Raw genomic sequence first — 26893 nt, 5'->3', positions numbered from 1 at the left:
CGACGCGAATTCACGTTAAGCGCGCCAGGTTCCCATGGACAAGTCGGCACCCGATTGTTGTCCGATTTGTCCCGAAGGTCAGGCAATTCGAGTGACGAACACATCATCGATTGCCCCTACAAACTGATCGTTGTTCGCGCTAGTCCCCTTGCCGCCAATACAGAGCGGATCGTCGTTCACTATCGACAGTGACGACGGAATGGTGGCCCGCCCCGCCTCGACCCCGTCGACAGACACCGTGAGCAGGGAGTTACTGCGCGAACACGCGAGCCGGTGCCACCGCCCATCGGCCACGGACCGTGCCGCGAGCGCCACGAAAATGCTCGACGAACGCGTGCCGACAATCACACAACTGGGCCGCCCGGCCTCGCCGTCGACCTGCAACTTGAACTGACTGTCACCGACCGAGAACCCTTTTTGGACGACATTGGCGCCCTTGGAAGTCTCTTCCGGCTGAACCAGCACGCTGGCCCCGTACGTAATGGGTCCACGACCGGGATTGAGAAACCCGGCCGGACCACTCTGCAGGATCACGCGAGCACAACTCTCCGCACCGTAATGCTCACACCGGGGCGGAAAGCGCACCGCGAGTCCGCCGTCGTGGGCCACGGTGGCGAGCTGCCCGCCCTCGGCCCGCCGCGAACGCAGCGCCAGCCGCCCGGAGACGTCCGCGACCGGCTCGGCCAGGCCGTCGTCGAAGGTGTACCGCACCGTGACGTCCCCGTGCGCCGGCGCACTGGCCGGCCCGCTGGACGGGGCCGCGACACCCGGCGCGCTGCCCGTGCCCGGCGCCGTCGCGGACTGCCCCGGCCGCAGCTCACCCAGCGGCTCGGCGGCACTCCGCCCGGCCGGCGCCGACGCCCACCGCCCCACGAGGCCGGCAAGCCCGACAAGACACGCAAGCAGGGCACACAACAACAACCGTCGGCGGCGGCGCATAACCGGACATGGTGCCCCGAATCGCCACCCCGGCGCGGCCGTTTCGAGCGCCGTTCCCTCCGATGCGTTACAAGATTCATTGCTCCGGTCCGCCGGGGGCACGACCGTTGCTCCCGCCAGACACCGTTCGGCCCTGGCGGGCCTCTCTGCCACGTCCGTGGGCCCGAAAGACCCACACTCCGCGTAACGTGTCCGGCCATGCCCGACGACGAATGGCGCGAGGAGACCCGAACCTCCTACAACACCGTCGCCAAGAGCTACGCCGAGTTCGTGACCGGCGCCTTGACCAGCGACCCGTACCTCGCCGCCACCCTGCGACTCTTCGCGGACCTGCTCCCGCCGGGCGCCCGGGTGGCCGACGTCGGCTGCGGCCCCGGCCACGTGACCGCCCACCTGGCGGAGCTGGGCGCGGACGCCTTCGGCATCGACCTGTCCCCCGCCATGATCGACCTGGCCCGGGCGGCCTACCCCCGGCTCACCTTCGAGGTGGGCGACATGACGGAGCTGACCCTCCCCCCGGTCGGAGGCGTCCTGTCCTTCTGGTCGCTGATCCACATCCCCGACGAGTCGATCCCGCCGACCCTGGCCGGCTTCCACCGGGCCCTGAACCCGGGCGGCGTCCTGCTGCTCGGCTTCCACACGGGCGACGGCACCCGCCTGAAGACCGAGGGCTACGGCGGCCACCCGATGCGAGTGCACGTCCACCGCCGCCAACCGGCCCGGATGACCGAGTGGCTGACGGAGGCCGGCTTCGCAGTGGAGACAACCGTGCTGCTGGACCAGCACACCAGGTCCCCGGGCGCGGCCATCTTCGCCCGCCGACCCTGACCCGCGGCAGCGCCGGCGCTTGGTGGCTCCTACCGGCGCGGGAAGCCCATGGTGACGCGCTCCGGGCCGCCCAGGCCGGCCGAGAGCGCGTCGGCGAGCGGCCACGCCGCCGTGCTCCGCCGGGTTGCCACCTGCGCCAGGTCGTCCAGGACCCCGCTCCAGCGCCGGCCGTTCATCGCGACCGTCACCTGGTCCCCCGACCGCGACCCGCTCGTGTCGCGCACCGCCGACTCGATCGGCCCGTGCGGCGGCGAGTACCCGTTGACGTGCGGCAGCGCCGGTCCGAGCGCATCCAGGATCCCGCGCCACGTCTCGGCGGGCAGGGTGACCTGGTAGGTGTGGTACTCGTCGAGCCGCAGATCCGCCCGCGCGACGGTGAACTCGCACCACCGCGACCAGCCCGCGGCCGCGACCTTCGGGGGCGTGGCGCGAACCCGCCAGCGGTACGACACCCCGTGCTCGAGCGACCCGATCCGCTCGAGCGGCAGCGCCGTGGTGTGCTCCGGCCAGTTGCCGTCGCCGCCGAACTGCTCGCCCTCCTGCGGGACGGGGCCGTCGAGGCCCTGGAGCTGGAACGCGGTCTCGACGTGCGGCACGCCGGGCGCGGCCGGAACGGTCGCGGACAGCACCGGATACACGGTCGTCACGACGGGCCGGTTCGCGCCGGTCGTACAGCCGCGGTTGTCGGACTGCAGCCCGACGGCGAGCACCACGCCGGCGTACACGGGGTCCTTCGGGTCCGCCGCGGGTGCCTCGGCCGCGCGAGCGCGCTCCTCCTGCGGGTAGTCGCAGGTCTCCTGACCGCTGAGGAAGTTGGCCGGCGCGGCGATGCGGGCCTGGCACTCGGCGAGCGTGATCCCGCCGGGCCGCCACGCCGCCTCGGCCGGGGACCCGCCGGTGGGCCGGACCGCGACGGCGGTACCGAGCGCCAGAACCAGGACGCCCGCCGCGCCGATGGCCATCCGGGTCAGCGTTCGTGACGCCTCGGACCCGGTCGGCGCGGACGCGGGCGCCGGTGGAGGCGGCACTGCCGGCTGGGCGGGCACGTGTGCCCAGCCGGCGTAGTCGGGCGGCAGGTCCGGAACGGTCACGGCCCCGTCCATCGGCACCGGCGCCCCGAACCTGAGTACCGCGGCGTCAGAACATCAGCCAGAACCGCTCCCAGCCGCCCATCGCCGTGCGGTTGGCACTCCTCCGGGACGGAAAGTTTCATCGCCGGGCGGCGCGCGACTCGGCGAACCCAGGAAAGCGCTTGCCCCCGCCGGGCCCGGAGCCAAGCATTGATAGCTCTAGATTCAATGCCCTGGGAGGACACATGCGTACAGGGAGCATCATGCTCATCGCCGCCGGTGTCGTGGCGGCGAGCGGGACGCCGGCGTTCGCGGCCACGACCGTCACCGTGGCGGCCGACGGCTCCGGCAACTACCGCACGGTCCAGGCCGCGATCGACGCCGCCCCCGCCAACAGCGCCGGCACCTACACGGTGAACATCAAGCCCGGCACGTACCGCGGCACGGTCGTCATCCCGTCCAACAAGCCGAACATCAGCCTGGTCGGCACCGGGTCGGCCGCCACCGCCGTGGTCATCGTCGAGGGGCACGCGGCCGGGCTCACCAAGCCGGACGGCAGCACCTACGGCACGGCCGGCAGCGCCACCGTCACCATCGCGGCCGCCAACACCACCGTGTCCAACCTGACCATGGCCAACGACTTCGACGAGGCCGCGCACAACCTCAGCGCCGAGCAGGCCGTGGCGGTCAACACCTCCGGCGACCGCGTGCAGTTCAGCAACGTGCGGATCCTCGGCAACCAGGACACGCTGCTCGTCAACACGTCGGGAACGGCGGTGCGCCGGCTGTACGTGCGCAACTCCTACGTCGAGGGCGACGTCGACTTCATCTTCGGCGCCGGCACGATGGTCTTCCAGAACGGCGAGGTCCGCTCGCTGACCCGCGGCTCGTCGTCGAACAACGGCTACATCACCGCCGCCGCGACGAACGTCAACAACAGGTACGGCTTCCTGTTCTGGGGCACCCACCTGACCAGCAACGCGCCGGCCAAGACGGTCTACCTGGGCCGGCCCTGGCACCCGGGCGGCGACGTGAACGCGATCGCGCAGGTGCTGTACCGCGGCGTGACCATGGACGCGCACATCCGCGACGACCCGTGGACGGACATGTCCGGCTTCTCGTGGCGCGGCGCGCGCTTCACGGAGTACAGCAGCGTCGGCGCCGGCGCCGTGGTCAACAGCAACCGGCCGCAGATGAGCGCCTCGACCGCGGCCCAGTACACCCCGACGGCGTACCTCGCCGGCTCCGACGGCTGGAATCCCATCCACTAGCGACGTCAGGGGCTTTGACGATGCAGCGGACCATGACCAGGACGGGCCCCACCGGCTACCTGCACGGAGCCATCGGCACGATCCACATGGACCAGCGCGTCGTCGACGGCGTCTGGCCCGTTCCGGCTCCGGCGGCCGGGAGGCATCGAGCCGACGACCGGAACGATCGAGATCGGCGTGCGGTCCGGCAAGGTCCAGAAGGTCGCCTGGCGGACGCGACCGATGTGAGCAGGGGCGCCCGCGGTGCGGGCGCCCCGTTCCGTTCACAGGCCGGTGAACTGTTCCCAGCTCGCGGCCTGGGTGCGGTTGGCGATCAGCGCGGAGCGGCCGCCGTTCTCCGCCGTCACATAGCGGTTGTTCGCGGAGGCGCGCAGCGTGATGCTGCTGTTCCAGCCGTACTCGACGGAGAACTTCTCCCACGGCCCGACCGCGGTGCGGTTGGCGATCAGCGGGGCGTTGCCGCCGTCCTCCGCGACCACGAAGCGCTGGTTGGCGTGGGAGAACAGGGCGATGTACCCGTCCCCGGCCTCGATCTCGTCGAAGCTCTCCCACAGGCCGGGCGCGTCGCGGTTGGCGATCAGCGAGGACTTCCCGCCGCTCTCCGCCGTCACGTACTTGTAGTTGGTCAGCGAGACGAACTGCCGATCCGTCGACCGCGTCGCGTAGAACTGCTCCCACGGGCCGATGGCGGCACGGTCGGCGGTGAGCGGGCCGGAGCCGTTGTTGCCGCTGACGTACCGGTTGTTGGCCACCGACAGCAGGCTGAACAGCCCGTTCCCGCCCGTGACGACCTTGAACCGGGACGCGTCGGCGATCGCCGCGGCGTTCGCGGTCAGCTTGCCGGCCGCGTCGACGGTGAGGTACTTGCCGTTGACCGTGGCCCGGAACACCACCGCGCCGCCGCCCACGTCGATCTGCGCGAGCGCCTCCCACGGCCCGGCCGTCGTCCGGTCGCCGACCAGCGGCTGCGCGCCGGCGCCCTCGGCCGAGACGTACCGCAGGTTGCTGGCCGACAGCATCGCGAACCAGCGGGTCACGGGCTGTAGCGTGATCTGCTGGCTCGTGGTCGCCTTCATCCCCAGCTCGTCGGATACCGTCAGGGTCACGGTGTAGGTCCCGCCGTGCGCGTACTCGTGGAAGTTCGGCGCGTTGATGCCGGTGTTGCCGTCGCCCCAGTCGATGCTCTGGCCGATGGAGATGCCGAAGCCGTGCTTCGAACCCGAGGCATCCCAGAAGACGCGGTTCGACTCCGGCTGCGTCGTGAGCACGAGGCTCGCGGTGGGCGGGGCCGGGTGGACGGTCGCGATCGCGAGGCCGACCGGGTTGAAGCCGGGGTCGTCCCCGGTCGCCTTGGTGGTGTTGGTGGCCGTGTCGATCACGACCAGGTGGTGGTCGTCGCCGGTGACGATGGCGCGGGTCCCGTCGGGCGTGATGGCGACCGATTGCGGGGCGACGAACCCGGTGACCGTCGCGGTGACCGTGTTCGTCGCAGTCGAGATCACCCGCACGGTCCGGTCGCCGGGCACATACGCCCGGCTGCCGTCCGGCGTGATGGCGATGTCGCGGGCGCCGTCGTTCGTCGGGATGGTCGCGGTCACCGTGTTCGTCCCGGTGTCGATCGCCGACACCGAGCCGGTGCCGGCCGAGTCGGCCACGTAGACCCGGCGGCCGTCGGGCGTCACCGCGAGGTGCCGCGGCTGCCCGGGAACGGAGACGGTCGCGGTGACCGTGTTCGACGCGGTGTCGACGACCTTCACCGAGGCGCCGGATCCGTCGGCGACGTAGGCCCGGCGGCCGTCCGGGGAGACGGCCACGTCGGCCGGCTGGGAGCCGACCTGGACGGTCGCGACGACCGCGTTGGTGCGCGCGTCGATCACCGACAGCTTCGTGGCGCTGGTGACGTAGACGCGGGCGCCGTCCGGTGAGACCGCGACGCTCATCGGCCCCGGGCCGACCTCGACGTTGGCGGTGGTCGTGCTGGTCGCGGTGTCCACCACGGCGACGGTGTTGCCACTCGAGCCGGCGATGTAGGCCCGCGCGCCGTCGGGGCTGACGGTCACGCCGGTCGGCTTCGGGCCGACGCGGTCGAGGTAGGTGAGGAACTCGTAGGTGTTCGCGTCGAGGACGACGAGGTAGCCGTTGTCCGGGTCTGCTGCGTAGATGACCTGCCGGGTCGCCGCCGCCGCGGCGGCCGGGCTCGCGATGGCGATGAGGGTGGTCGCACCGACCGCAAGCGCCGTGATCCCGGCTAAGAGGGGTTTGTGCACGGACAGCATTATGGATGGGCGTGCTGTTCGGCGCTGCCCCGTTTCAGGCGGGCTGGGGCTCGTTCGCGACCGGCTCGCCGACCACGGCGGTCAGCACGTCGTCGAGCGTCACCACGCCGAGCGGGATCCGTCCGTCGCTGACCAGGACGATGTGCTGGCGCTCGCGCCGCATGGCCAGCAGGAGCTCGGCCAGCGTGCGGGTCGGCGGGACGATCCCCAGCGGGCGGATCAGGTCGGCGGGGATCGGCGCGCGGCGCTGCGGGCCGACGAAGCCCAGCACGTCCTTCACGTGGACGAAGCCCAGCACGCGGCGGCTGGCCCGCTCGACCACGGGGAAGCGCGAGCGGTTGGTGCGGGTGGCGAGGACCTCCAGCGAGGCCGGGGAGACGTCCTCGGCGATCGTGGTGATTTCGGACCAGGGGCGCAGGGCGTCGCGGGCCGTGCGCCGGGACAGGGCCAGGGCGCCGGTGATGCGGGCGTGCTCCTCGGGAGCCAGCAGGCCCTCCGTCGTCGCCTGGGCGGCCAGGCCGGCCAGCTCCTCGGCCGTGAACACCGTCTTCACCGAGCCCGTGGCCTCGATGCGCCACAGCGACAGGATAGTGCGCGACGCCCACTTCATGGCGACGAGGACGGGCTTGGTGGCCATGCAGAAGGCGTACATGGGCGGCCCGAGCCACAGCACCGCGCGCTCGGGGGAGGCCAGCGTCAGGTTCTTCGGCACCATCTCGCCGACCACGGTGTGCGCGAACACCACGACCGCGAGGGCGAGCGCGAAGGCGACCGGGTGCACCAGCTTCTCGGGCAGGTGGACGGCCTCGAACGGGCCCTGCAGGCCGTGGGCCAGCGCGGGTTCGGCCAGGGCGCCGAGACCCAGGGTGCAGATCGTGACGCCGAGCTGGGCGCCGGCGATCATCAGCGGGATCTCGTTCATGGCGCGCAGGGCCGTGCGGGCGCGGCGAGACGTGGCGGCCATCGGCTCGATCACCGTGCGGCGGGAGGCGATGAGCGAGAACTCGCCGGCGACGAAGAAGCCGTTGCCGAGCAGCAGCAGGACGGTGACGACCAGCTCAATCATCCTCGGGCACCTCCGGGCGCACCACGCGCACCTGCTCGATGCGGCGGCGGTCGACCTCGACCACGGTGAACTCCCAACCGTCCTCGTTCCAGGTCTCCCCGACGGCCGGGATGTGCCCGAGCCGCGCCATCAGGAAGCCCGCGAGCGTCTCGTACGGCCCCGGCGGCACGTGGAACCCGGTGAGCTCGGCCAGCTCGTCCTCGCGGAGCACCCCGTCGACGAGGACGGTGCGTTCCGCGCCCGGGGCGGTCAGGTCGGGCATGCCGTGCATGGTGGCCGGCTCTTCCTCGACGTCGTGCTCGTCGGCGATCTCCCCGACCAGCTCCTCGACGAGGTCCTCGACGGTCACGACGCCGTCGGTCCCGCCGTATTCGTCCACCACGATCGCCACGTCGGAGTTGCCCTTGCGCAGCGCCGCGAGGACGCCGTCGAGATCGAGGCTCTCCGGCACGAACAGCGGCTCCCGGGCGACCGAGCTGACCCGGGTGGTCGGGCGGCGCACGGGCGGCACGCTGAGCGCGTCGGTGACCGTGACGACCCCGGTGACCTGGTCGAGGGTCTGCTCGTAGATCGGGAAGCGGCTGTAGCCGGTCTGCACCGACGTGGCCAGCAGGTCGGCCACGGTCGCGTCGGCGCGCAGCGAGACCACGTCGACCCGCGGGGTCATCGCCTCCGCGGCGCGCTTGTCGCCGAAGCGGATCGTGCGCTGCAGCAGCACCGCGGTCTCCTTCGGCAGCGCGCCGGCCTGGGCGGAGATCGCGGCGAGCAGTCCGAGCTCCTCCGGTGAGCGGGCGCTGGCCAGCTCCTCCTGGGGCTCGACGCCGAAGCGGCGCACGACCCAGTTGGCGGTGCCGTTGAGCAGGGTGATCAGCCACGAGAAGAACTTGGAGAAGCCGCGCTGCGGCCCGGCCGTCGCCCGCGCCAGCGGCATGGGCTTGGCCAGGGCGGCGTTCTTGGGGACGAGCTCGCCGAAGAGCATCGAGAGCAGGGTGGCGACGATCAGGCCGCAGACGTGCGCGGCGGTGTCGGTCACCGAGCCGAAGATCGGGTGGAGCACGGGCTCGAACAGGCGGGAGATCGCGGGCTCGGCGAGGTAGCCGGTGAGCAGACCCGCGAGAGTGATCCCGAGCTGGGCGCCGGAGAGCTGGAACGACAGCTCGCGCAGGGCCAGGCGGACGGTGCGGGCCTTGCGGTCGCCCGCGTTGGCCCGCTGCTCGATCTCCGCGCGGTCCACGGTGACGAGCGAGAACTCGGCGGCGACGAAGCCGGCGTTCGCGGCAGTGAGCAGCGCGAACGCCAGCAGAGGCAGCAGTGTGGTCAACACGTTCGCGCGACGATCCCTTCAGGAGTGTCCCGATTGTTCCACGTGAACCCAAGCGCTGCCGAGCGCGCCCACGAGTCCGTGTCAAACGAGCCACTTGAAGATCGAGATACGTAGATCACCTTCCCTCTTTCGAGGGCTTTGCCGCGCGTTGAACAGCGCCGATGCTGATGCCAACGGGGGTCTGGCCAAGCATCGAGGGGGACTTTGATGAGTGCGGCACTAGTAGGCGCCTGTATCGCGCTCGCGGCCGGCATCGCGGTGGGCAACGCGGCCGCGAAGACCAAGCGGGCACGGCTGGACTACGTGCGGACGAAGGCGCTCGTGCCCGGGGCCCGCAAGGCGGCGCTCGCGGAGGGGCTCAAGGGCCTGCGCGTCGTGGCGACGGCGGCCGCGGTGCTCATCGCGCTGGGTCTGGCCATGAACGTGATCGGCCAGCGCTGATGCGGTCCTGCCACCACGGACGCCGGGATTTCTGACGGGAGCAACGGTCGTGCCCCCGACGGACCGGAGCCCTGGCTTATGGCTTTTGCACCGCCTTGAGGAGCACGGACGCCACGTCGACGACCTCGATCTCCTCCGGCGCGGCGCCGGCGGCCTTCTTGCCGGTGACGCCGTCGCCGAGCATGGTCAGGCAGAACGGGCAGGCCACCGCGACGGTCTTGGCGCCGGTCGACAGCGCCTCCTCGACCCGCTCGACGTTGATCCGCTTGCCGATCCGCTCCTCCATCCACATGCGCGCGCCGCCGGCGCCGCAGCAGAACGAGCGCTCGGCGAACCGGTCCATCTCGACCAGGCCCTTGTTGTCGTCCGCCGGGCCGGCGACGGCGCCGAGCACCTCGCGCGGCGGGGCGAAGACGCGGTTGTGCCGGCCGAGGTAGCACGGGTCGTGGTAGGTGACCGCGCCGTCCAGCGGCTGCACCGGCGTGAGCTTGCCGGCCGCCACGAGCTGGGCGAGCAGCTGCGTGTGGTGGATGACCTCGTAGTCGCCGCCGAGCTGGCCGTATTCGTTGGACAGCGTGTTGAAGCAGTGCGGGCAGGTCGCCACGATCTTCTTCACGCCGGCCTCGTTGAGGGTCTCGACGTTCTGCTGGGCGAGCATCTGGAAGACGAACTCGTTGCCGATGCGGCGGGCCGGGTCGCCGGTGCAGGTCTCGCCCTGGCCGAGGATGGCGAACTTGACGCCGGCCTCGTGCAGCAGCGTGGCCACGGCCCGCGTGGTCTTCTTGGCCCGGTCCTCGAAGGCGCCCGCGCAGCCGACCCAGAACAGGTACTCGTAGTCGCCCTCGTTCAGCTCCGCCACGTTGGGGACCTCGAAGCCCAGCCCCTTCGTCCAGTCGTCGCGGGTGGACTGGGCCGCGCCCCAGGGGTTGCCCTTGTTCTCGAGGTTGCGCAGCATGACGCCGGCCTCGGTCGGGAAGTTCGACTCGATGAGGACCTGGTACCGCCGCATGTCGACGATGTGGTCCACGTGCTCGATGTCGACCGGGCACTGCTCGACGCACGCGCCGCACGTGGTGCACGACCACAGCACGTCCGGGTCGATGATGCCGTTCTCCTCGGCGGTGCCGATCAGCGGGCGCGCCTGCTCCGCCAGCGCGAGCGCGTCGACCTGGGAGTGATCGTCGCCGGCGAGCAGGTAGGGCGCCTTGGCGTAGGCGTGGTCGCGCAGGTTGAGGATCAGCAGCTTCGGCGAGAGCGGCTTGCCGGTGTTCCAGGCCGGGCACTGCGACTGGCACCGCCCGCACTCGGTGCAGGTGGTGAAGTCCAGCATGCCCTTCCAGCTGAACTGCTCGACGGTCGCGACGCCGAACTGGTCCTTCTCCGGGTCGGCCTCCTCGAAGTCCAGCGGCTTGCCCTCGCTGGTCATCGGGCGCAGCGCGCCGAGGCCGGAGCCCTTCCGGCCCGGGGCGCGCTTGAAGAAGATGTTGAAGAACGCGAGGAAGCGGTGCCAGGCCACGCCCATCGTCACGTTGCTGGCGATGACGATGACCCAGGCCATCGAGATGATGATCTTCACCATGGCGATCAGGCTCACCGCGGCCGGCCAGGCGGGCAGCACGGAGCCGAGCGCGTGGCTGACGGGCGCGGCCCAGGTCGGCCACTCGAGCTCGTCGTTGGCGGCCTTGAAGCCGCGGATGAAGAAGCCGCAGAGCAGAACGCCGAGGATCGTGTACTCGACGTAGTACGCCTGCCACATGGTGGAGCCGGTGAAGCGGGACCGCCGGTTGGGGTTGCCCGGCAGGTTGCGCAGCCGGATGCCCATCAGCACCAGAATGCCGACGAACCCGAGGACGCCGATCCACTCGGTGACCAGGCCGTAGATGTTCCAGGCGCCGATCAGCGGCAGGCCCAGGCCGGGCTTGACGACCTCGAAGTAGGCCTCGATCACCAACAGCGAGAGCGCGATGAACGCGATCATCACGAACCAGTGCGCGGCGCCGACGACGGTCCAGCGCAGCATGCGCGTGTGACCCAGCGTCTCGGCGAGCATGGTGCGCAGCCGCAGGCCCTTGTCGCCACTGCGGGTCGGGTCGGGCTGACCGAGCCGGATGACGGCGAGCATGCGCCGGACGGTCCGCACGACCAGGATCACCGCGGCGATGGTGATCGCCGCGGCGACACAGGTCGTCACGATCTGCACTGCGCCCATGCCGAAGCCTCCCACGATCCGGGCCCGAAGATCTCCAGAAGGACCTTAGCCCCTCGTGTTACCAATCGGTAACGTGAAAATTGTCGCAGCGGCCCGGAAACGCGAGGAGATCAGCAGGTCAACGCCACTTCGAGAACACGGCGAGCGACGCGACGAGGAAGCCGAAGCCAATGGCCAGGTTCCAGTACTTCAGATCGGCGAGCGTCGACAGCCAGTTGACGTCGAAGAACCCCTGCGTCAGGTAGTAGGACACCAGCCAGGCGATGCCGATCACCACGAACGCGACGGCGAGCGCGGGCACCCACACCGGGCTCGGACGGCGCTTGGCGGCCGCAGTCTCCTGCGGTCGCAGCTCCGCCGGAGCGGTGTAGACCTTCTTCTTACGAACTGTCGACTTCGGCACGGCGCTCTCCTGGAGGGGTCGTCTGGCCAACACTATCCACGTGACGCCGCCACCTCCGCCAGCGTCGGCCTGAATAATGTTCTGCGACTAGCGTAGTCAAGTCGGCACGCGCGTGCGGGGAGGGGTCGTGGTGGAGTACACATCAGGCGGCTCCTCGTGGACCCACGCACTGCGCCGGCTCGGTCGCGCTATGCTGCCGCGCCGACCCCAGAAGCGCGGTTTTGCCTGGTCAGTGCTGACACCGGTGGTGCTCGTGGTGGCCGGGATGCTCTTCTCCCTCAGCGCCGCGACCGCCCACGGCACCGACCTCCGCGACGATCGGCGGCCGGAATTGACGAACCTCATCGCCGAGCGAAAAAAATCCATCGCCGACGCCCGGGACCGGGCGGCCCGGCTGCGCTCCGAGATCGACCGGCAGCAGCAGGGCCAGGCCGGGGCGGACGGACAGGTCGACGAGCAGCGCAAGCGCGGCGACGCCGAGCAGGCCGCCGCCGGGCTGACCGCCATGCGCGGGCCCGGTCTGGTGGTCCGGCTCGACGACGCCCCGCGCCGCGCCGACGGCACCCGACCGGCCGGTGCTACCCCGGATGACCTGGTCGTTCACCAGCAGGACGTGCAGGCGGTGGTCAATGCGTTGTGGGCCGGCGGCGCCGAGGCGATGACGCTGATGGGCGTCCGAGTGATCGCAACGAGCGCGGTACGCTGCGTGGGTAACACGCTGCTGCTCGACGGACGGGTCTACTCCCCGCCGTTCGAGGTCGCCGCCATCGGCGACCAGGCCGCCATGCGACGCGCGCTCGAAGGCTCCGAGGGGGTCCGGTTGTTCAGCGAGGCCGCCGATTCGTTCGGGCTCGGCTACCAGGTCAGGGTGGAGTCGGACATCCGCACCCCGGCCTACGACGGCTCGACCGCCCTCCGGGCCGCGCAGGCCGGGTCCTGAAGCGATGGAGCACTCGCCCCGCCACCGCGCGCTCGACCAGGACGACATCGCCACCACCGTGATCCCGCGGCTGCCGCCCAAGGACGACGCGACCGCGGTAATCCCCAAAGTCGCCACGGACGCGACCGAAACTGTCTATATTCCAAAACTCAGCGGGACCGAAGCGGCCGCCCCTGCCGCCGAGGACGAGAAACTTCCACCGACTCCCACCCCCGAGGACGAGGACCAGCCCGCCGCACCCGCGGCATCCAAGGGCGCCGTGGTGGTTCCACTGCGCCCGGTCCGCACCGAGGAAGGGTACCGGAGCGTGTACTCCGAATACACGAGGACCACGTTCGGCTCGGTGGCTCGCGCCATCAGCCGCGGCACGGGCGAGGTGCTGATCACCTTCGGCCTGATCGTGCTGCTGTTCGCCGGCTACGAGGTCTGGGGCAAGTCCGCGATCGTCGACGCCCACCAGGACGAGCTGAACCGCCAGCTCGAGCAGCAGTGGGCCCAGCAACCCACCGTCGGGCCCAGCGCCGGCCCGTCGCCGCAGGTGGTGAAGCCGGCCAACGGCGCCGTCATCGCCTCCGTGCACATCCCGCGGCTCAACAAGAAGTGGGCGGTCGTGCAGGGCGTGACCCCGGCCGACATCCGCTACGCGCCCGGGCACTACCCGGACACGGCCCTGCCCGGCCAGATCGGCAACTTCTCGATGGCCGGTCACCGCACGCCGGCCATCTGGTGGGACCTCGACCAGCTCAAGCCCGGCGATTCCGTGGTCATCAAGACCGCCGACACCTGGTACGTCTACAGCGTCACCGGCCACGAGATCGTGCTGCCCACCGCCGTGCAGGTGGTGGCGCCCGTGCCCGACAAGCCGGGCGAGGCGCCGACCAAGGCGATGCTGACCATGACCACCTGCAACCCGAAGTTCAACAACTACCAGCGGCTCGTGGTGCATGCCGAGCTCACCCGGTCCCAGCCCGTCACCGACGGCGATCCCGCCGAGCTGAAGGGCTGAGCGCGTGTATTCCTGGCTCTGGCGCCACATCCCGTTCAAGCAGTGGCAGCTCAAGGCGCTCGTCTCGGCCGTGCTCGCGCTCGGCGTGGGCGCCCTGCTGTGGTATCAGGTCTTCCCCGCGGTCGAGCCGATCCTGCCCTTCGACGACGTGCAGGTCGAGACCAACGACCCGGGCGCGGACATCACGGTCGAAAGCCCCGCCCCGTCGCAGGCACCGTCGCCGGCGAAGGCCCCCGCCAGCTCCGCCCCCCAGGTGGTCCTGCCCAGCTAGGAGAACCGTGCGCGTCCTGGTCATCGACAACTACGACTCGTTCGTCTTCAACCTGGTCCAGTACCTCGGCCAGCTGGGCGTCGAGTGCGAGGTCCGCCGCAACGACGAGCTCACCGTGGCCGACGTGGCCGCGGTGAACCCGGCCGGCGTGCTGCTCTCCCCCGGCCCGGGAACCCCGGAGCGGGCCGGCATCTGCATGGACGTCATCGCCGAGCTCGGCGGGAAGCTGCCCATCTTCGGCGTGTGCCTGGGCCACCAGGCCTTCGGCGCGGCCTTCGGGGCCACCGTCACCCGCGCGCCGGAGCTCCTGCACGGCAAGACCTCGCTCGTGGAGCACACGGGGCAGGGGGTCCTCGCCGGGCTGCCGAATCCGTTCATCGCGACGCGGTACCACTCCCTCGCCGTCGTCGAGGAGACGCTCCCGCCGGAGATCGAGGTGACCGGGCGGACCGAGTCCGGCGTGGTGATGGCGATGCGCCACCGCGAGCTGCCCATCGAGGGCGTGCAGTTCCACCCCGAGTCGGTGCTGACCCAGGGCGGCCACCAGATGCTCGCCAACTGGCTGGCCGTCTGCGGGCTGCCGGGCGCGCTGGAGCGGGCGCCGGAGCTGGTCGCGGAGGTCGAGGCGCGGCGGGTCGCGGCCTTCGCCTGAGTCGCGAGGTTGTGCACAACCCTGTGGATAACTACCGAGTTATCCACAGGGCACGCACGGTGAGGCTCAGCCCCCGGCGCTCTTGCTCGGGTTCACCGACGGCGGGGTCGACGGGTTGTTGTCGCCCTGGCCGATCTTGAGCACGATCTTGTCGGTCTTGAGGTAGGTCTTGCCGACCGTCTGCTGCACGGAGACCACGAGCCCGACCTTCGAGTCGTCGGTCACCGTGATGCTCTGCGTGGTCACGTTGGTGAAGCCGGCCGCCTGGAGCAGCCCCTGGGCCTCGCCGGGACTCTTGTCGAGCACGTTGGGCATGACCGCCTGGTTGAACTTCGAGACGTAGACCGTGACCGTCGAGCCCGGCTTGACCGGGGTGCCCGACGGCGGGTCGGAGCCCTGGACCTCGTCCTTGGGCTCGGTACCGTCGCGATCCTGGATCTGCGGCACCAGCTTCAGGCTCTGCAGCTGCTGGGTGGCCTCGTCCTTGCTCATGCGGGTCAGCGACGGCACGTTGACCAGGGTCGGCGCGCCACAGATCTCGTAGTCGATCTGCGTGCCCTGCTTGACCTCGGTGCCGGGCGTCGGGTTCTGCAGCGTCACCACGCCGGGCTGGCAGTTCTCCGTCGAGCCGCCGCGCGGGTCGCCGGTCAGGCCGGACTGGCGCAGCACATCCGCGGCCTCGCCCTGGCTGCGCCCGGTGATCTGGGGCACCCGCACCGGCGGCTCCTGGTTGGCCAGGTAGAGCCCGATCGCCAGGGCGGACACCGCGAGCAGGCCGAGCACCGTCAGCATGACCACGACGCCGGTGGAGCTCTTGCGCTTCTGCCGCTGGTTGGCCCGGGCCGGCTGGCGCGAGGCGGGCGGCGGGCGGTAGGCGGTGGTCTGCTGGGCCATGACCGTGGCCATCTCGTCCTCGGTCATCACCGGGGGCGCCGAGACCGGGCGGCCGGCGGCGGCGCGCATGACGTCCGCGCGCATCTCGCCGGCCGACTGGTAGCGGTTGAGCGGGTTCTTGGCCAGGGCCTTGAGCACGACGGCGTCGATCTCGGGCGTCACGTCGCGGTTGCTCGAACTCGGCGGCCGCGGGTCTTCCCGGACGTGCTGGTAGGCCACCGACACCGGGTTGTCCCCGACGAACGGCGGGTGGCCGCAGAGCAGCTCGAAGAGCACGCACCCGGTCGCGTAGACGTCGCTGCGGGCGTCGACCGGCTCGCCGCGGGCCTGCTCCGGGGAGAGGTACTGCGCGGTGCCGATCACCGCCGACGTCTGCGTCATCGTCGTGGCCCCGCTGGCCAGCGCGCGGGCGATGCCGAAGTCCATCACCTTGACCTGGCCGGTCTGCGTGAGCATCACGTTGCCCGGCTTGATGTCGCGGTGGATGATGCCGTGCCGGTGGCTGAACTCCAGGGCGGCGCAGATGTCCGCCGTGATCTCCAGCGCCCGCCGCGGCATGAGCCGGCCCTCGGCCGCCAGCACCTCCTTGAGGGTGCGGCCGTTGACGAACTCCATGACGATGTACGGCAGTTCCTCGCCCGCCGGACCGCGCTCCTCGCCGGTGTCGTAGACGGCGACGATCGCGGGGTGGTTGAGGGAGGCGGCGTTCTGCGCCTCCCTGCGGAACCGCAGCTGGAACGTGGCATCGCGGGCCAGGTCGGTCCGCAGCGTCTTGATCGCGACGTCGCGGCCGAGCCGCAGGTCGCGACCCCGATGGACCTCGGCCATACCGCCATAGCCGAGCAGCTCCCCGACCTGGTAACGGCCGCCGAGGAGGCGTGGCTGGGCGGTCATGTCGTGTCGTCCTTCGGTCATCGACTATCTACCTTGCCACGTCATGCGACGGGGACACATTTCAGCTGGTACGCGTGTTGCCCGGGTCATCCCCCGACGCACTTGCCATCGATGATGATGCCCGGCGGGTTGCAGGTCGCGCTGGTCTTCGGGCCCGGCCCGTTGGACGGTCCGTTGCCCGGGTCGGCGGTGGTACCGGTCGGCTCGGGGTTGTCGTCGATCGCGCCCTGGTTGACCGTGAGCGTGATCGTCGTGCCCTGCGGAATGCTCGGGCCGCACGGGTCGACCTTGGTGACCGCGTTCGGGAACGCGCCCTTCTTCGGCTCGGCCACGATGTTGACCGTCATACCCTGCCGCTCGAGCTCGCGCTTGACGATGTCCCCGGTGCCGATCGGCCGGCAGCTCACGTTGACCGCGCGGCCCGTGGCCTTGGGCGGGGCGGACGACTGCACCGGCGCCGCCGACGTGGGGTTGTCGCCGACCGGGTTCGTCGGCTCGTCATTGCCCTTGTTGGCCAGGTAGAGGCCGCCGATGCCGACCAGCACCAGCAGCACGACCGCGGCCACGCCGACCAGGAGCAGGTTGTTGTTGCGCCGGCCGCCACCGTTCGTGGGCCGCGGGCCGGGCGGCGGACCGGGCTGGTAGCCGCCGGTCGAGCCGAGGAAGGTCGCGGTGTCGTTGGACGGCGGCGGGGCCACGCCGGCGGCACCGCGCGCGTTGTGGGCGCCGAGGCCCGCGGCCGCACCGGCGGCCGCGCCCGGCACGGCGCCGGGCATGATCCGGGTGCCGCCCGCGCCCGAGGTGGGCGGGCCCGACATCGGCGAGCCGGACATCGGGTGGTTGCCGTAGCCGGGCGAGACGGGCGACGCGGAGACCGGGCCGCCGGAGACGGGGCCGTGGCCCATCGGCGAGCCGGGCGGGCCCATCGGGGCGCCCATCGGCGGGACCGCGGGGCCGGCGGCCGTGCCGCCGGAGAGCTGGCCGGAGACGCGGCGCGCGGCCTGGGCGAGCGCCGCGGCGCTCGGCCAGCGGGCGGCCGGGTCCTTCGCCATGGCCCGCTCGACGAGCTGGGCGACCGGCGGCGGAATGTCGGCGGGCAGCGGCGGCGGCATGTCGCGGACGTGCCGCATCGCGATCTCGAGCGGGTTCTCCCCCTCGAACGGGCGCGCACCGGAGAGGCACTGGTAGGCCACGACGCCGAGCGCGTAGACGTCGGAGAGCGGCGTGGCCTGGGCGCCCGAGGCCTGCTCGGGCGAGATGTAGGAGGCGGTGCCGAGCACCGAACCGGCCGCGGTGAGCTGAGCGACGGCGGCCGATCGGGCGATGCCGAAGTCGGTGAGCACGAGCGTGCCGTTGGGGCGCACGAGCAGGTTGCCGGGCTTGACGTCCCGGTGGACGATGCCCTTCTCATGGGCGGCGTGCAGCGCGTCGGCGGCCTGGGCGATGAGCGCCATGGCGCGCGCCGGGGTCAGCCGGCCGACCCGCGAGAGGGTGCGGGAGAGCGCGTCGCCCTCCACGTACTCCATGATCAGGAAGGCGGTGCCGTTCTCGCTGCCGTAGTCGTAGATGTCCACGACACCGGGGTGGTTGATGGTCGCCATCGTGCGGGCCTCGCCGCGGAAGCGCTCGGCGAAGCCGGGCTCCTCCATCAGGGCGGAGAGCAGCACCTTGATGGCCACCGTCCGGCCGAGCACCTCGTCGGTGCCCCGCCACACGTCGCCCATTCCGCCGCCGGCGATGCGTTCGTCCAGGCGGTATCGGCCGCCGAGGGTGGTGCCGGCGCTCAACATGTCGCGCACCTCATTATCGAATGCCCTTTTCGTCCGCGTATGCCTTCATGATCAGGCCGGCAATCCGAGCCGCCTCGCCGCTGCCACCCTTGCCAGCGTTCTCGAGGAAGACCGCGACCGAGACGATCGGCTTGCCGTCCTTGAGCGCGAAGCCGATGAACCAGCCGTGGTCCTCCGACTCCTCGCCGTTCTCCGCCGTACCGGTCTTACCACCCACGTCCAAGCCCGAGATGCGCGCGCTGCGGCCGGTGCCGTCGTTCGACGTCACGACGCTGAACATCATGTCCTGCAGTTCTTTGGCCACGCCGTCATTGATCGGCGTGCGCAGCAGCTTGGGCTCGGTGTGGTCGGCGATCGACAGGTCGGAGTTCTGCAGACGGTCGACAATGTAGGGGCGCATCTGCTTTCCACCATTGGCAACCGTCGCCGCAATCATGGCGCCTTGCAGCGGAGACATCTTCACCTCGCGCTGTCCGATGCTCGACTGAGCGACGGCGGGCGGGTCGACGCGGTTGTCGGTGCCGGCGGTCATGGGGCCGGTGTGGCTGGCCACGATGCCGCAGTAGTTGCGATCCTGGTCCTCGATGAGGCGGGGCTCCTGCTCGAAGCCGAAGGCCTGGGCCATCGACTTGAGCTTGTCGGCACCCACCCGCTCGACACCGATGCGGGCGAAGACCGTGTTGCAGGAGACGGTCAGCGCCTGCTTCATCGTGATGCTGTCGGGGCAGATGCCTTCGTGGGAGTTCTTGATGCGGAAGGTCGAGGTCTCCGGCGGCTGGTAGAACTCGCCACCCTGGACGGTCGATTCGGGCGTGAGGGAGGAGTCGGCGCTCATCGCCGCCGCCGAGGTGATGATCTTGAAGGTTGAGCCGGGCGGGTAGACCTCCGAGGTCGCCCGGTTGAGCAGCGGCTTGTTCGGGTCGTTGTTGAGCGTCTTGTAGTTCGCCGAGGCCGCGTTGATGTCGTGGGTGCTGAGCAGGTTGGGGTCGTAGCTGGGCAGCGAGACCTCGGCCAGGATCTTTCCGGTGGCCGGGTCGAGCGCGATGGCCGCGCCCTTCTTGATGCCGAGCTTGTTGGTCCCCAGCGCCTGGTACGCGGTGTCCTGCGTGGCCTTGGACAGGGTCAGCAGGACGTTGCCGCCGGCCGGCTCCTTGCCGGTGAACATCCCGGCGATCCGGTCGGCCGCCTGCTTGTCCGAGGTGCCGATCAGGAAGTCGTTGTTGAGCTTCTCGAGCTTGGTCGAGCCCAGGTTGACCGGCTTGTAGCCGAGGACGGCGGCGTACTCCTCCTTGAGCGGGTACGTCCGCAGGAACTTCAGCGAGTCCCCGGTCTCCTGCGCGTCGGCGAGCACGTTGCCCTGGGCGTCGACGATCTTGCCGCGCGGCCGCTCGTACTCGGTCGCCTGCACGCGCGCGTTGCGCGAGTTGGTGCGGTAGTCGTCGGCCTTGACCACCTGACGGTAGTTCAGGTTCAGGAACAGCATGGCGAACAGCACCATGACCACGACCCCGACCCGGCGCAGCGGGGCGTTCATCGCACGACCTCCGTGGGCATCTCTTTGATCTGGACCGGCGCGCCGCCGCCACCGCCGGGCGCCGTGCCGCCGAGCCCGGCCGAGGGGGCACCCCCGGCGGGCCGGCGCGACGCGTCGGAGATGCGCAGCAGCAGACCGACCAGCAACCAGTTGGCCACCAGCGACGAGCCACCGGCCGAGAGGAACGGCGTGGTCTGCCCGGTCAGCGGGATGAGCTGGCTGATGCCACCCACGATGACGAACACCTGCAACCCCAGCGTGAACGCGAGGCCGCCGGCGAACAGCTTGCCGAAGGAGTCGCGGACGTTGATCGCCGCGCGCAGGCCCCGCTCGACCAGCAGCAGGTAGGTCACCAGCAGCGCGGTCAGCCCGAAGAGCCCGATCTCCTCGCCGAGGCCGGAGAAGATGAAGTCCGTCCAGACCTCGGGCACCTTGGTCGGCTGCCCGGCGCCGGGGCCGGTGCCGGTGAGCCCGCCGGTGCCCAGGCCGAGCAGCGACTGGACCAGCTGGTAGCCCTTGTTGTCCGCGTCCGCGAACGGGTCGAGCCAGGTGGTCGCGCGCTCGGAGAAGTTGAGGAAGGGGCCGCCGACGGTCTTGCCGAGGAAGTACGCCAGGAACGCGCCGCCGAGGAAGAGCCCGAGGCCGATGATCAGCCAGGAGACCCGCTCGGTGGCGACGTAGAGCGTCACGACGAACAGGCCGAAGTACATGAGCGACGTGCCGAGGTCCTTCTCGAAGATGAGGACCATCAGCGACATCAGCCACACGAGCACGACCGGCCCGAGGTCGCGGCCGCGGGGGAAGTCGATGCCGAGGAACCGCTTGCTCGCCAGGGACAGCACCTCGCGCTTGCGCACCAGGTAGTAGGCGAAGAAGACCAGCAGCGCGATCTTGGCGAACTCGCCCGGCTGGATCGTGAAGCCCGGCAGCTTGATCCAGAGCTTGGCGCCGTGGATCGCCGAGTACCGCGCGGGGAGCACCGCCGGGATCAGCACGAGCACGATGCCGGCGAGGCCGAGCGTGTAGGCGTACCGCGACAGCGAGCGGTGGTCGCGCACGATCGCCAGGAGCGCGACCGCACCCACCACGGCCGCGGCCGTCCAGCCGAGCTGGCGGAAGCCGTCGCCGCCGAAGACGTTGAGCTCGGGCCGGTCGACCGCCTTGGTGGTGGCCAGGTCGAGCCGGCGCAGGAAGCCGACGCCGATGCCGTTGATGAGCGCCACGGCGGGCAGGATCGTCGGATCGGCATACGGCGCCAGGAACCGCACCGCCATGTGGGCGGCGAAGAAGATCACCGCGATGATCGCGGTCTGGACCCAGAAGTCGCCCGTGACCTGGCCGATCGCGTTGCCCTCGACGACCGCCGCGTAGATCGTGAGGATGGCGATCACGAAGAGCAGCAGTCCCAGCTCGACGTTGCGCCTGGTCGCGGGGCGGGAGGGCGCCGAGACGCCCGCTCCGCCGCCCATGGGCGACGGAGCCGGGATGGCGGTGGCGGTCACGACTGTCTTCCTTTTCGCCTCAGCACGTCAGCAACTGGCGCCGGGGGTCGGGGTCAGCGTGGACGGGTCGCCGGTCGGCGACGGCGGGACCGCGGGATCCCCGGCGGGCACGCTGACACCGCCGCTCGGGTTCGAGGTGGCCGACACGGAAAGAGACGCCGAGGTGGAGTCGGATGGTTGCGCCGTCGGGCAGGCCTGCTTGCGGTTGGGGTTGGCCGGGTCCTCGAGCTGGGCCAGCTTGTCCTGGGCCTGCGCGAGGGTGTCGACCTGGATGCCCTGCTTGACGGTGCCCTGGGCGGCCGGCGTGAGGTCGTCGAGGGTGAGCGTCGGGCTCTCCATGTAGACCTCGGAGAGTTCGAGCCAGGCGACCTTGCCGGGCACGCCCTTGAAGATCGCGATCCGGCCGGCATCCGTGGCGCCGACGTAGTAGCGCGACTGGGTCACGCTCCAGCCGTACCAGAGGCCGCCGCCGAGCAGGCCCAGCAGCACCACGAGGAGGATCGCGGTGCGCACCGGATGGCGGCGGGAACGCTGCTCGCCGTCCTCGCGGGTGCTGACCGCGGCGCTGGCGCGCTGCTCGGCCTCGTCGTCCGGCACCGGCGGGCGGGGCGCGGCGAGCGCGGCCCCCCGAGCCGAGGACATTGACTGGTCGGCGGAGGTCGCCATGCCCCGGTCCTGGGCCGCCGCACCGCCGACGATCGGCCGCGCCTCGACGATGTCCTCGTCGGTGACGTCGGCGACGATCACGGTGATGTTGTCGGGGCCGCCGCCGCGCAGGGCCAGCTCGATGAGCCGGCCGGCGCACTGGTTGGGGTCGACGTACTCGCGCAGCGTGGACTCGATGGTCTCCGCGCTCACCACGCCCGACAGGCCGTCGCTGCAGAGCAGGTAACGGTCGCCGGGCTTGACCTGGCGGACCGAGTACTCGGGGTCCGCGTCGCGGCCGTCGAGCGCTCGGGTCAGCAGGGAGCGCTGGGGGTGGCTGTTGGCCTCCTCCAGGCTGATGCGGCCCTCGTCGACGAGCATCTGGACGTAGGTGTCGTCCTTGGTGACCTGGGCGAACTCGCCGTCGCGCACGAGGTATGCGCGCGAGTCGCCGATGTGCACCATGCCCATCTTGGAGCCGGAGAACAGCATGGCGGTCAGGGTCGTCCCCATGCCCTCCATGGCCGGGTTCTCCTCGACCGCGTCTCGGATCTGCTGGTTCGCCAGGTCGACGGCGCCCCGAAGGGTGTCGATCATGGCGTTGCCGGGCACATCCTCGTCGAGTGGCGCCATGGTGGCGATGACGATGTTGCTGGCGACGTCACCGGCGGCCATGCCGCCCATGCCGTCGGCCACGGCAAGCAGCCGCGGTCCGGCGTAAACGGAATCCTGGTTCCCGCTCCGGATCAGACCGCGGTCGCTGCGAGCCGCATAGCGCAAGGTGAGGGTCATGGCCGTAACTCGAGTGAAGTGCGGCCGATGCGAATCGGCACGCCGAGGGGGACGGGGGTAGGCGCGCTGACCTTGGTCTTGTCGAGGTAGGTGCCGTTGGTGGAGCCCAGATCCTCGAGATACCACTGGCCGGCGCGCGGCACGAGACGGGCGTGCTTGGACGAGGCGTAGTCGTCGGTGATCACCAGCGTCGAGTCCTCGGCACGCCCGATCGTGATCGGAGCCTCACCAAGGGTGATGCGAGTGCCTGCCAGCGCACCGGCGGTGACGAAGAGCTGGTTGGCGGTCTTGCCCCGCTTCACCTTCGCCGGACGGCCGGGAGCCGTCACCGCACCAACCCCCCGGGGCGCGGCGACGATCCGGCTCGAACGCGAGCCCGCGAACAGGTCCCGGCGGATTACTCCCACGACCGTGAATACGAAGATCCACAGCAGCACGAGCAGCCCGTACCGGGCGACAGTGATGACGAATTCCATCTACGACGCGCTCATTCAGATCCGCCTACGTGAAAGTACGGTCATCCATCCACGCGGTAGGTCAGCGTGGTCGTGCCGAGCTGGATCATGTCACCGGGGTTCAACGCGACAGCCGAGACGCGTTGGCCGTTGACCATCGTGCCGTTCGTCGAGCCGAGATCGGTCAGCACGACCTGCGCCCCGTCGAAGTCGAGCCGCGCGTGGCGACGCGAGATCCCGACATCGGGGAGCCGCATGTTGGCCTGGTCGCCCCGGCCGATCACGGTCGAACCAATCGACAGAGGGTAGCTTCGCCCGTCGCCGGACACCAGTCGAACGTTGCGCGCCGGGCCGCCGGGTCCGCCGGGCGGAGGCCCGTAGCCGCCGGCCGGCTGCTGGTTGTAGCCACCATACGGGTCCGGGGTCGGCGGGGGCGCGACGTCGGCGCCGGTGTAGACCTCGGCGGTCACGCGGAACATGCCGGTGTCGAGCCCGTCGCCGCGCTCGATCTCGACGATGACGTCGCCGTAGACCGTCCAGCCCTGCTCGCCGATGAACTCGGCCTGCGACTGGGCGAGCTCCTGGGCGAGCGCGGCGGCATACGGCGCCAGCCGGCTGTGGTCGTAGGGGGACAGGTCGATCACGTAGCGATTCGGCACGAGCGTGCGCCCGCCGGCCAGAATCGCCTTGTGGGCTTCCGCCTCCCGTTGCATGGCGTTGAGGATCTCCACGGGGTGGACGACCCCCTTGAAGACCTTGGCGAAGGCCCCCTCGACCAGGCCCTCTAGGCGCTTCTCGAAGCGCTGCAGCACACTCACCGGTTCCTCCTCGGGTTCCGAGGTCATGATGGTATCCGGACGTCGCACGCCCGTATGCAAGCTGACCGGCTGGCCCGTGCTACTCTTCCGTGGCGCCCAGGGAAGCCTAGTGCCTACCCGGTGATTCTGCCGAGTGGGACTTGGGTTATGCTCTGACGCGCCGGACCAAACGAAGCTTGCTTCAAATGGTCCAAGGGGAAGTGGCGGAATGGCAGACGCGCACGGTTCAGGTCCGTGTGCCCGAAAGGGCGTGGGGGTTCAACTCCCCCCTTCCCCACCGCTGAGGCGGCTCCTGCTCACGCAGCGGAGCTGCCTTTCGCCGTTTCAGCGGCGGATCCTTCGCGCTCCCTTCGGTCGCTCCCCATTGGGGGGCTCCCGCCCACCCAAATCCCCCCGGGCGCTGGTTGCGGCCGTCTGGTCGGTGCGGTCCCCACTCTCGGCCTTCGGCCCTCGTGACTCGCTCCGCTTCGTCGGGTTCGTGACTTCCGTCGTCTGCGGCTGCGGGGGGCTTGGTCGGGCCACGGGTATGCTGCCGTCTCGTGAGCGTTGCACTAGTCACCGGGTCGGCCGGACTCATCGGATCTGAAGCCGTGCGCCACTTCGCCTCTCTGGGGCTGGACGTTGTCGGCATCGACAACGACATGCGCAAGCGCTTCTTCGGCGCCGAGGCCTCCACCGCCTGGAACGTGGTCCGCCTTACGAGTGACCTCGGCGAGGCGTACACCCACCACGACGTGGACATCCGGGATCGCGACGCGCTCGCGGCGATCTTCAAGAGGTATGCGAAGGACATCGCGGTCGTCATCCACACGGCGGCCCAGCCGTCGCACGACTGGGCGGTCCGCGACCCCTTCACGGACTTCGACGTCAACGCCGGCGGCACCCTCAACCTGCTGCAGAACGTGCGCGAGCACTGCATCGAGGCGCCGTTCATCCACTGCTCGACCAACAAGGTCTACGGCGACCGGCCCAACTCGCTGCCGCTGCGCGAGCTCGAGACCCGGTGGGAGATCGAGCCCGGGCACGAGTACGAGGGCGGCATCAAGGAGGACATGTCGATCGACGCCTGCCTGCACTCCGTCTTCGGCGCCTCCAAGGTCGCCGCCGACGTGATGGTGCAGGAGTACGGCCGCTACTTCGACATGAAGACCGCCTGCTTCCGCGGTGGCACGCTCACCGGCCCGGCGCACTCCGCGACCGAGCTGCACGGCTTCCTCGGCTACGTCATGCGCTGCAACATGGAGCGCCGGACGTACAAGATCTTCGGCTACAAGGGCAAGATGGTCCGCGACGCGATCCACTCGCACGATGTCGTCGCCGCCTTCGAGGCCTTCTTCCGCAACCCGCGCTCGGCCGCGGTCTACAACCTCGGCGGCGGCCGGCACTCGAACACCTCGCACCTGGAGGTCTTCGCGCTGGCCGAGCGGATCACGGGCAACGAGATGATCACCGAATACCACGAGGCGAACCGCGTCGGCGACCACCAGTGGTGGATCGGGTCGAACGAGCGCTTCCAGGTGGACTACCCGGACTGGAAGCAGGTCTACGACGTGCCCATGATCTGCCAGGAGATCTACGAGGCCAACGTCGGCAAGTGGACGCCGGAAGCCTGACGCCGTGATCGATCAGGGCAAGCGGAACGTCCTCGGCGTCGAGGTCAGCGCCGTCGACTACGACAGCGCCGTCGACAAGGTGATGAGCGCGGCCCGTGACGGGCGCTCGCTGGCCGTCACCGCCCTCGCCGTGCACGGGGTCATGACCGGCGTGCAGGACAAGGCGCACGGGGCCCGGCTGAACTCCTTCGACCTCGTGACGCCCGACGGCCAGCCGGTGCGGTGGGCCCTCAACCTGCTCCACCACGCCCAGCTCGCCGACCGGGTGTACGGGCCGGACCTGACCCTCAAGGTGCTCGCCGCGAGCGCCGAGGAGGGCCTGCCGGTGTACTTCTACGGCTCGACCCAGGAGACGCTGGACCGGCTCGCCGGCAAGCTGCACGAGCGCTTCCCGGCCCTGAAGATCGCCGGGATGGAGCCCTCCAAGTTCCGCCCCGCCGCCGACGGTGAGCCGGAGCAGATCGCGGCCCGCATCAAGGCCTCGGGCGCTCGGGTCGTCATGGTCGGCCTGGGCTGCCCCCGCCAGGAGGTGTTCGTCTACGCGATGAAGCACCTGGTCGACGCGCCGATGCTGGCCGTCGGCGCGGCGTTCGACTACCACGCCGGGGGCCTCAAGAACCCGCCCGCCTGGATGCAGCGCTACGCGCTGGAGTGGCTGTGGCGGCTCGGGCTCGAGCCCAAGCGGCTCTGGCGGCGGTACATCCTGCTCAACCCGAACTACCTGGCCCGCCTCGGCGCCCAGAAGACCCGCCTCTGGCGCGCCGCGCCGCCGGCCCCCGCGACCGAGCCGCTCAAGACGTTCGCGGTCTGAACATGCTGATGGGCGCCGCGACGGCGCCCATTCCGCATTTTTTGGGATTTGTCACATCAAGCGGACAATTCCCGCATCGTGAGAAGGTCAGCGGCCGGTGATGGCGTCGACCTTCGCGGTGCGGCGCTTGAAGGTGCCCCGCTTGTCGAAGGCGCGCTCGGCCGGCCACAGCATGAGGGCGAGCGGGGCCGCGATGTACCAGCGGTCCAGCATCACGTACGCGACGATGTTCGCGACGACGCCGAGGGCGTAGAGACCGATCAGCCAGTCGATTCGCCGATCGCCGACGCCGCGCTTGTGGTATGCGTCCAGCACGCCGAATGCGCCGACACTCAACGCCAGCAGGCCGAACCCGCTGACACAGGCGAAGATCAGATCCGAATCGGTCACGTCATTCCTCCTTGCTCCGCTGCCCGTTACACCGGCAAACTTCGACCCAAGCTAAGCGG

General features: G+C 70.4%; 24 protein-coding genes and 1 tRNA gene. 10 read left to right on the top strand and 15 right to left on the bottom strand.

Annotation, left to right across the window (positions count from 1 at the left end; genetic code table 11):
• Positions 1-78 precede the first annotated feature (78 nt).
• Positions 79-711, bottom strand: a complete 633-nt coding sequence (locus ACQP1P_RS00375) for a LamG-like jellyroll fold domain-containing protein (protein ID WP_433081996.1) — start codon at positions 709-711, stop codon at positions 79-81.
• Between the two features lie 426 nt (positions 712-1137).
• Here ACQP1P_RS00375 and ACQP1P_RS00370 point away from each other — a divergent pair, with 426 nt between their 5' ends.
• A complete protein-coding gene (locus ACQP1P_RS00370) occupies positions 1138-1767 on the top strand; it encodes a class I SAM-dependent methyltransferase (RefSeq protein ID WP_433081995.1) in 630 nt (209 codons plus the stop codon).
• A gap of 29 nt (positions 1768-1796) precedes the next feature.
• On the opposite strand, the gene ACQP1P_RS00365 is transcribed toward ACQP1P_RS00370, so the two are convergent.
• Positions 1797-2858, bottom strand: a complete 1062-nt coding sequence (locus tag ACQP1P_RS00365) for a hypothetical protein (protein WP_433081993.1) — start codon at positions 2856-2858, stop codon at positions 1797-1799.
• 224 nt (positions 2859-3082) lie between these two features.
• On the opposite strand from ACQP1P_RS00365, the gene ACQP1P_RS00360 reads away from it, so the two are divergent.
• Positions 3083-4108 carry a pectinesterase family protein gene (locus tag ACQP1P_RS00360; protein ID WP_433081991.1) on the top strand — a complete coding sequence of 342 codons (1026 nt, stop codon included), beginning with the start codon at positions 3083-3085 and terminating at the stop codon, positions 4106-4108.
• A 263-nt stretch (positions 4109-4371) separates the two neighbouring features.
• On the opposite strand, the gene ACQP1P_RS00355 is transcribed toward ACQP1P_RS00360, so the two are convergent.
• Genes ACQP1P_RS00355 through ACQP1P_RS00345 form a run of 3 tightly spaced genes read right to left on the bottom strand, consistent with a single transcriptional unit; the run spans position 4372 to position 8771 of the window.
• Positions 4372-6375 carry a beta-propeller fold lactonase family protein gene (locus tag ACQP1P_RS00355; RefSeq protein WP_433081989.1) on the bottom strand — a complete coding sequence of 668 codons (2004 nt, stop codon included), beginning with the start codon at positions 6373-6375 and terminating at the stop codon, positions 4372-4374.
• 43 nt (positions 6376-6418) lie between these two features.
• Positions 6419-7450, bottom strand: coding sequence for a hemolysin family protein (locus tag ACQP1P_RS00350; protein ID WP_433081987.1), 1032 nt, complete (start codon positions 7448-7450; stop codon positions 6419-6421).
• Positions 7443-8771, bottom strand: coding sequence for a hemolysin family protein (locus tag ACQP1P_RS00345; RefSeq protein WP_433090467.1), 1329 nt, complete (start codon positions 8769-8771; stop codon positions 7443-7445). Before ACQP1P_RS00345 ends, ACQP1P_RS00350 begins: the two co-directional genes overlap by 8 nt.
• Before the next feature lie 210 nt (positions 8772-8981).
• Between ACQP1P_RS00345 and ACQP1P_RS00340 the strand changes: the two genes are divergently transcribed.
• Complete coding sequence (locus tag ACQP1P_RS00340; RefSeq protein WP_433081985.1) at positions 8982-9215, top strand: hypothetical protein; 234 nt, start codon at positions 8982-8984, stop codon at positions 9213-9215.
• A gap of 76 nt (positions 9216-9291) precedes the next feature.
• Here ACQP1P_RS00340 and ACQP1P_RS00335 read toward each other — a convergent pair whose 3' ends face one another.
• Both ACQP1P_RS00335 and ACQP1P_RS00330 read right to left on the bottom strand, forming a co-directional pair.
• Positions 9292-11424: a (Fe-S)-binding protein gene (locus tag ACQP1P_RS00335; protein WP_433081984.1), complete on the bottom strand. Its 2133-nt coding sequence runs from the start codon at positions 11422-11424 to the stop codon at positions 9292-9294.
• Positions 11425-11542: 118 nt separating this feature from the next.
• Positions 11543-11827 (bottom strand): cell division protein CrgA, encoded by a 285-nt coding sequence (locus ACQP1P_RS00330; RefSeq protein WP_433081982.1) that lies wholly within the window; start codon positions 11825-11827, stop codon positions 11543-11545.
• Between the two features lie 130 nt (positions 11828-11957).
• Here ACQP1P_RS00330 and ACQP1P_RS00325 point away from each other — a divergent pair, with 130 nt between their 5' ends.
• Genes ACQP1P_RS00325 through ACQP1P_RS00310 form a run of 4 tightly spaced genes read left to right on the top strand, consistent with a single transcriptional unit; the run spans position 11958 to position 14696 of the window.
• On the top strand, positions 11958-12767 hold the full coding sequence (locus ACQP1P_RS00325; RefSeq protein WP_433090465.1) for a DUF881 domain-containing protein: 810 nt from the start codon (positions 11958-11960) through the stop codon (positions 12765-12767).
• Between the two features lie 4 nt (positions 12768-12771).
• A complete protein-coding gene (locus tag ACQP1P_RS00320) occupies positions 12772-13773 on the top strand; it encodes a class E sortase (protein WP_433081980.1) in 1002 nt (333 codons plus the stop codon).
• Positions 13774-13777: 4 nt separating this feature from the next.
• Positions 13778-14044 (top strand): hypothetical protein, encoded by a 267-nt coding sequence (locus ACQP1P_RS00315; protein ID WP_433081978.1) that lies wholly within the window; start codon positions 13778-13780, stop codon positions 14042-14044.
• Between the two features lie 7 nt (positions 14045-14051).
• Positions 14052-14696: an aminodeoxychorismate/anthranilate synthase component II gene (locus ACQP1P_RS00310; RefSeq protein ID WP_433081976.1), complete on the top strand. Its 645-nt coding sequence runs from the start codon at positions 14052-14054 to the stop codon at positions 14694-14696.
• Between the two features lie 66 nt (positions 14697-14762).
• Here ACQP1P_RS00310 and pknB read toward each other — a convergent pair whose 3' ends face one another.
• The 7 genes from pknB to ACQP1P_RS00275 form a co-directional block, all read right to left on the bottom strand.
• A complete protein-coding gene (gene pknB, locus ACQP1P_RS00305; RefSeq protein WP_433090463.1) occupies positions 14763-16484 on the bottom strand; it encodes a Stk1 family PASTA domain-containing Ser/Thr kinase in 1722 nt (573 codons plus the stop codon).
• Between the two features lie 86 nt (positions 16485-16570).
• The gene (locus tag ACQP1P_RS00300; protein WP_433090461.1) at positions 16571-18274 is read right to left on the bottom strand and encodes a serine/threonine-protein kinase; all 1704 of its coding nucleotides are present in this window, start codon (positions 18272-18274) and stop codon (positions 16571-16573) included.
• A 13-nt stretch (positions 18275-18287) separates the two neighbouring features.
• Positions 18288-19808, bottom strand: a complete 1521-nt coding sequence (locus tag ACQP1P_RS00295; RefSeq protein WP_433081974.1) for a peptidoglycan D,D-transpeptidase FtsI family protein — start codon at positions 19806-19808, stop codon at positions 18288-18290.
• Positions 19805-21277 carry an FtsW/RodA/SpoVE family cell cycle protein gene (locus ACQP1P_RS00290; protein ID WP_433090459.1) on the bottom strand — a complete coding sequence of 491 codons (1473 nt, stop codon included), beginning with the start codon at positions 21275-21277 and terminating at the stop codon, positions 19805-19807. The genes ACQP1P_RS00295 and ACQP1P_RS00290 overlap by 4 nt, the downstream gene beginning before the upstream one ends.
• Before the next feature lie 60 nt (positions 21278-21337).
• The gene (locus ACQP1P_RS00285) at positions 21338-22747 is read right to left on the bottom strand and encodes a PP2C family protein-serine/threonine phosphatase (protein WP_433081972.1); all 1410 of its coding nucleotides are present in this window, start codon (positions 22745-22747) and stop codon (positions 21338-21340) included.
• Positions 22744-23223 (bottom strand): FHA domain-containing protein FhaB/FipA, encoded by a 480-nt coding sequence (locus ACQP1P_RS00280; protein WP_433054374.1) that lies wholly within the window; start codon positions 23221-23223, stop codon positions 22744-22746. Before ACQP1P_RS00280 ends, ACQP1P_RS00285 begins: the two co-directional genes overlap by 4 nt.
• A gap of 41 nt (positions 23224-23264) precedes the next feature.
• Entirely contained in the window at positions 23265-24047 is a 783-nt protein-coding gene (locus tag ACQP1P_RS00275) for an FhaA domain-containing protein (RefSeq protein ID WP_433081970.1), read from the bottom strand.
• A 167-nt stretch (positions 24048-24214) separates the two neighbouring features.
• On the opposite strand from ACQP1P_RS00275, the gene ACQP1P_RS00270 reads away from it, so the two are divergent.
• From ACQP1P_RS00270 to ACQP1P_RS00260, 3 genes are all read left to right on the top strand, one after another.
• Positions 24215-24297: transfer RNA gene (locus ACQP1P_RS00270), tRNA-Leu, on the top strand.
• 262 nt (positions 24298-24559) lie between these two features.
• On the top strand, positions 24560-25633 hold the full coding sequence (locus ACQP1P_RS00265; protein ID WP_433081969.1) for an NAD-dependent epimerase/dehydratase family protein: 1074 nt from the start codon (positions 24560-24562) through the stop codon (positions 25631-25633).
• Positions 25634-25637: 4 nt separating this feature from the next.
• Complete coding sequence (locus ACQP1P_RS00260; RefSeq protein ID WP_433081967.1) at positions 25638-26444, top strand: WecB/TagA/CpsF family glycosyltransferase; 807 nt, start codon at positions 25638-25640, stop codon at positions 26442-26444.
• A gap of 87 nt (positions 26445-26531) precedes the next feature.
• Here the strand turns inward: ACQP1P_RS00260 and ACQP1P_RS00255 are convergent, their stop codons facing one another.
• Positions 26532-26834 carry a hypothetical protein gene (locus ACQP1P_RS00255; RefSeq protein ID WP_433081965.1) on the bottom strand — a complete coding sequence of 101 codons (303 nt, stop codon included), beginning with the start codon at positions 26832-26834 and terminating at the stop codon, positions 26532-26534.
• Positions 26835-26893: the final 59 nt, after the last annotated feature.

It is taken from the genome of Dactylosporangium sp. CA-052675 (assembly GCF_050947935.1).
In the GTDB taxonomy this organism is placed as follows: domain Bacteria; phylum Actinomycetota; class Actinomycetes; order Mycobacteriales; family Micromonosporaceae; genus Dactylosporangium.
Note: the sequence above shows the minus strand (reverse complement) of the source record. Positions and strands in the feature narration are given on the sequence as shown.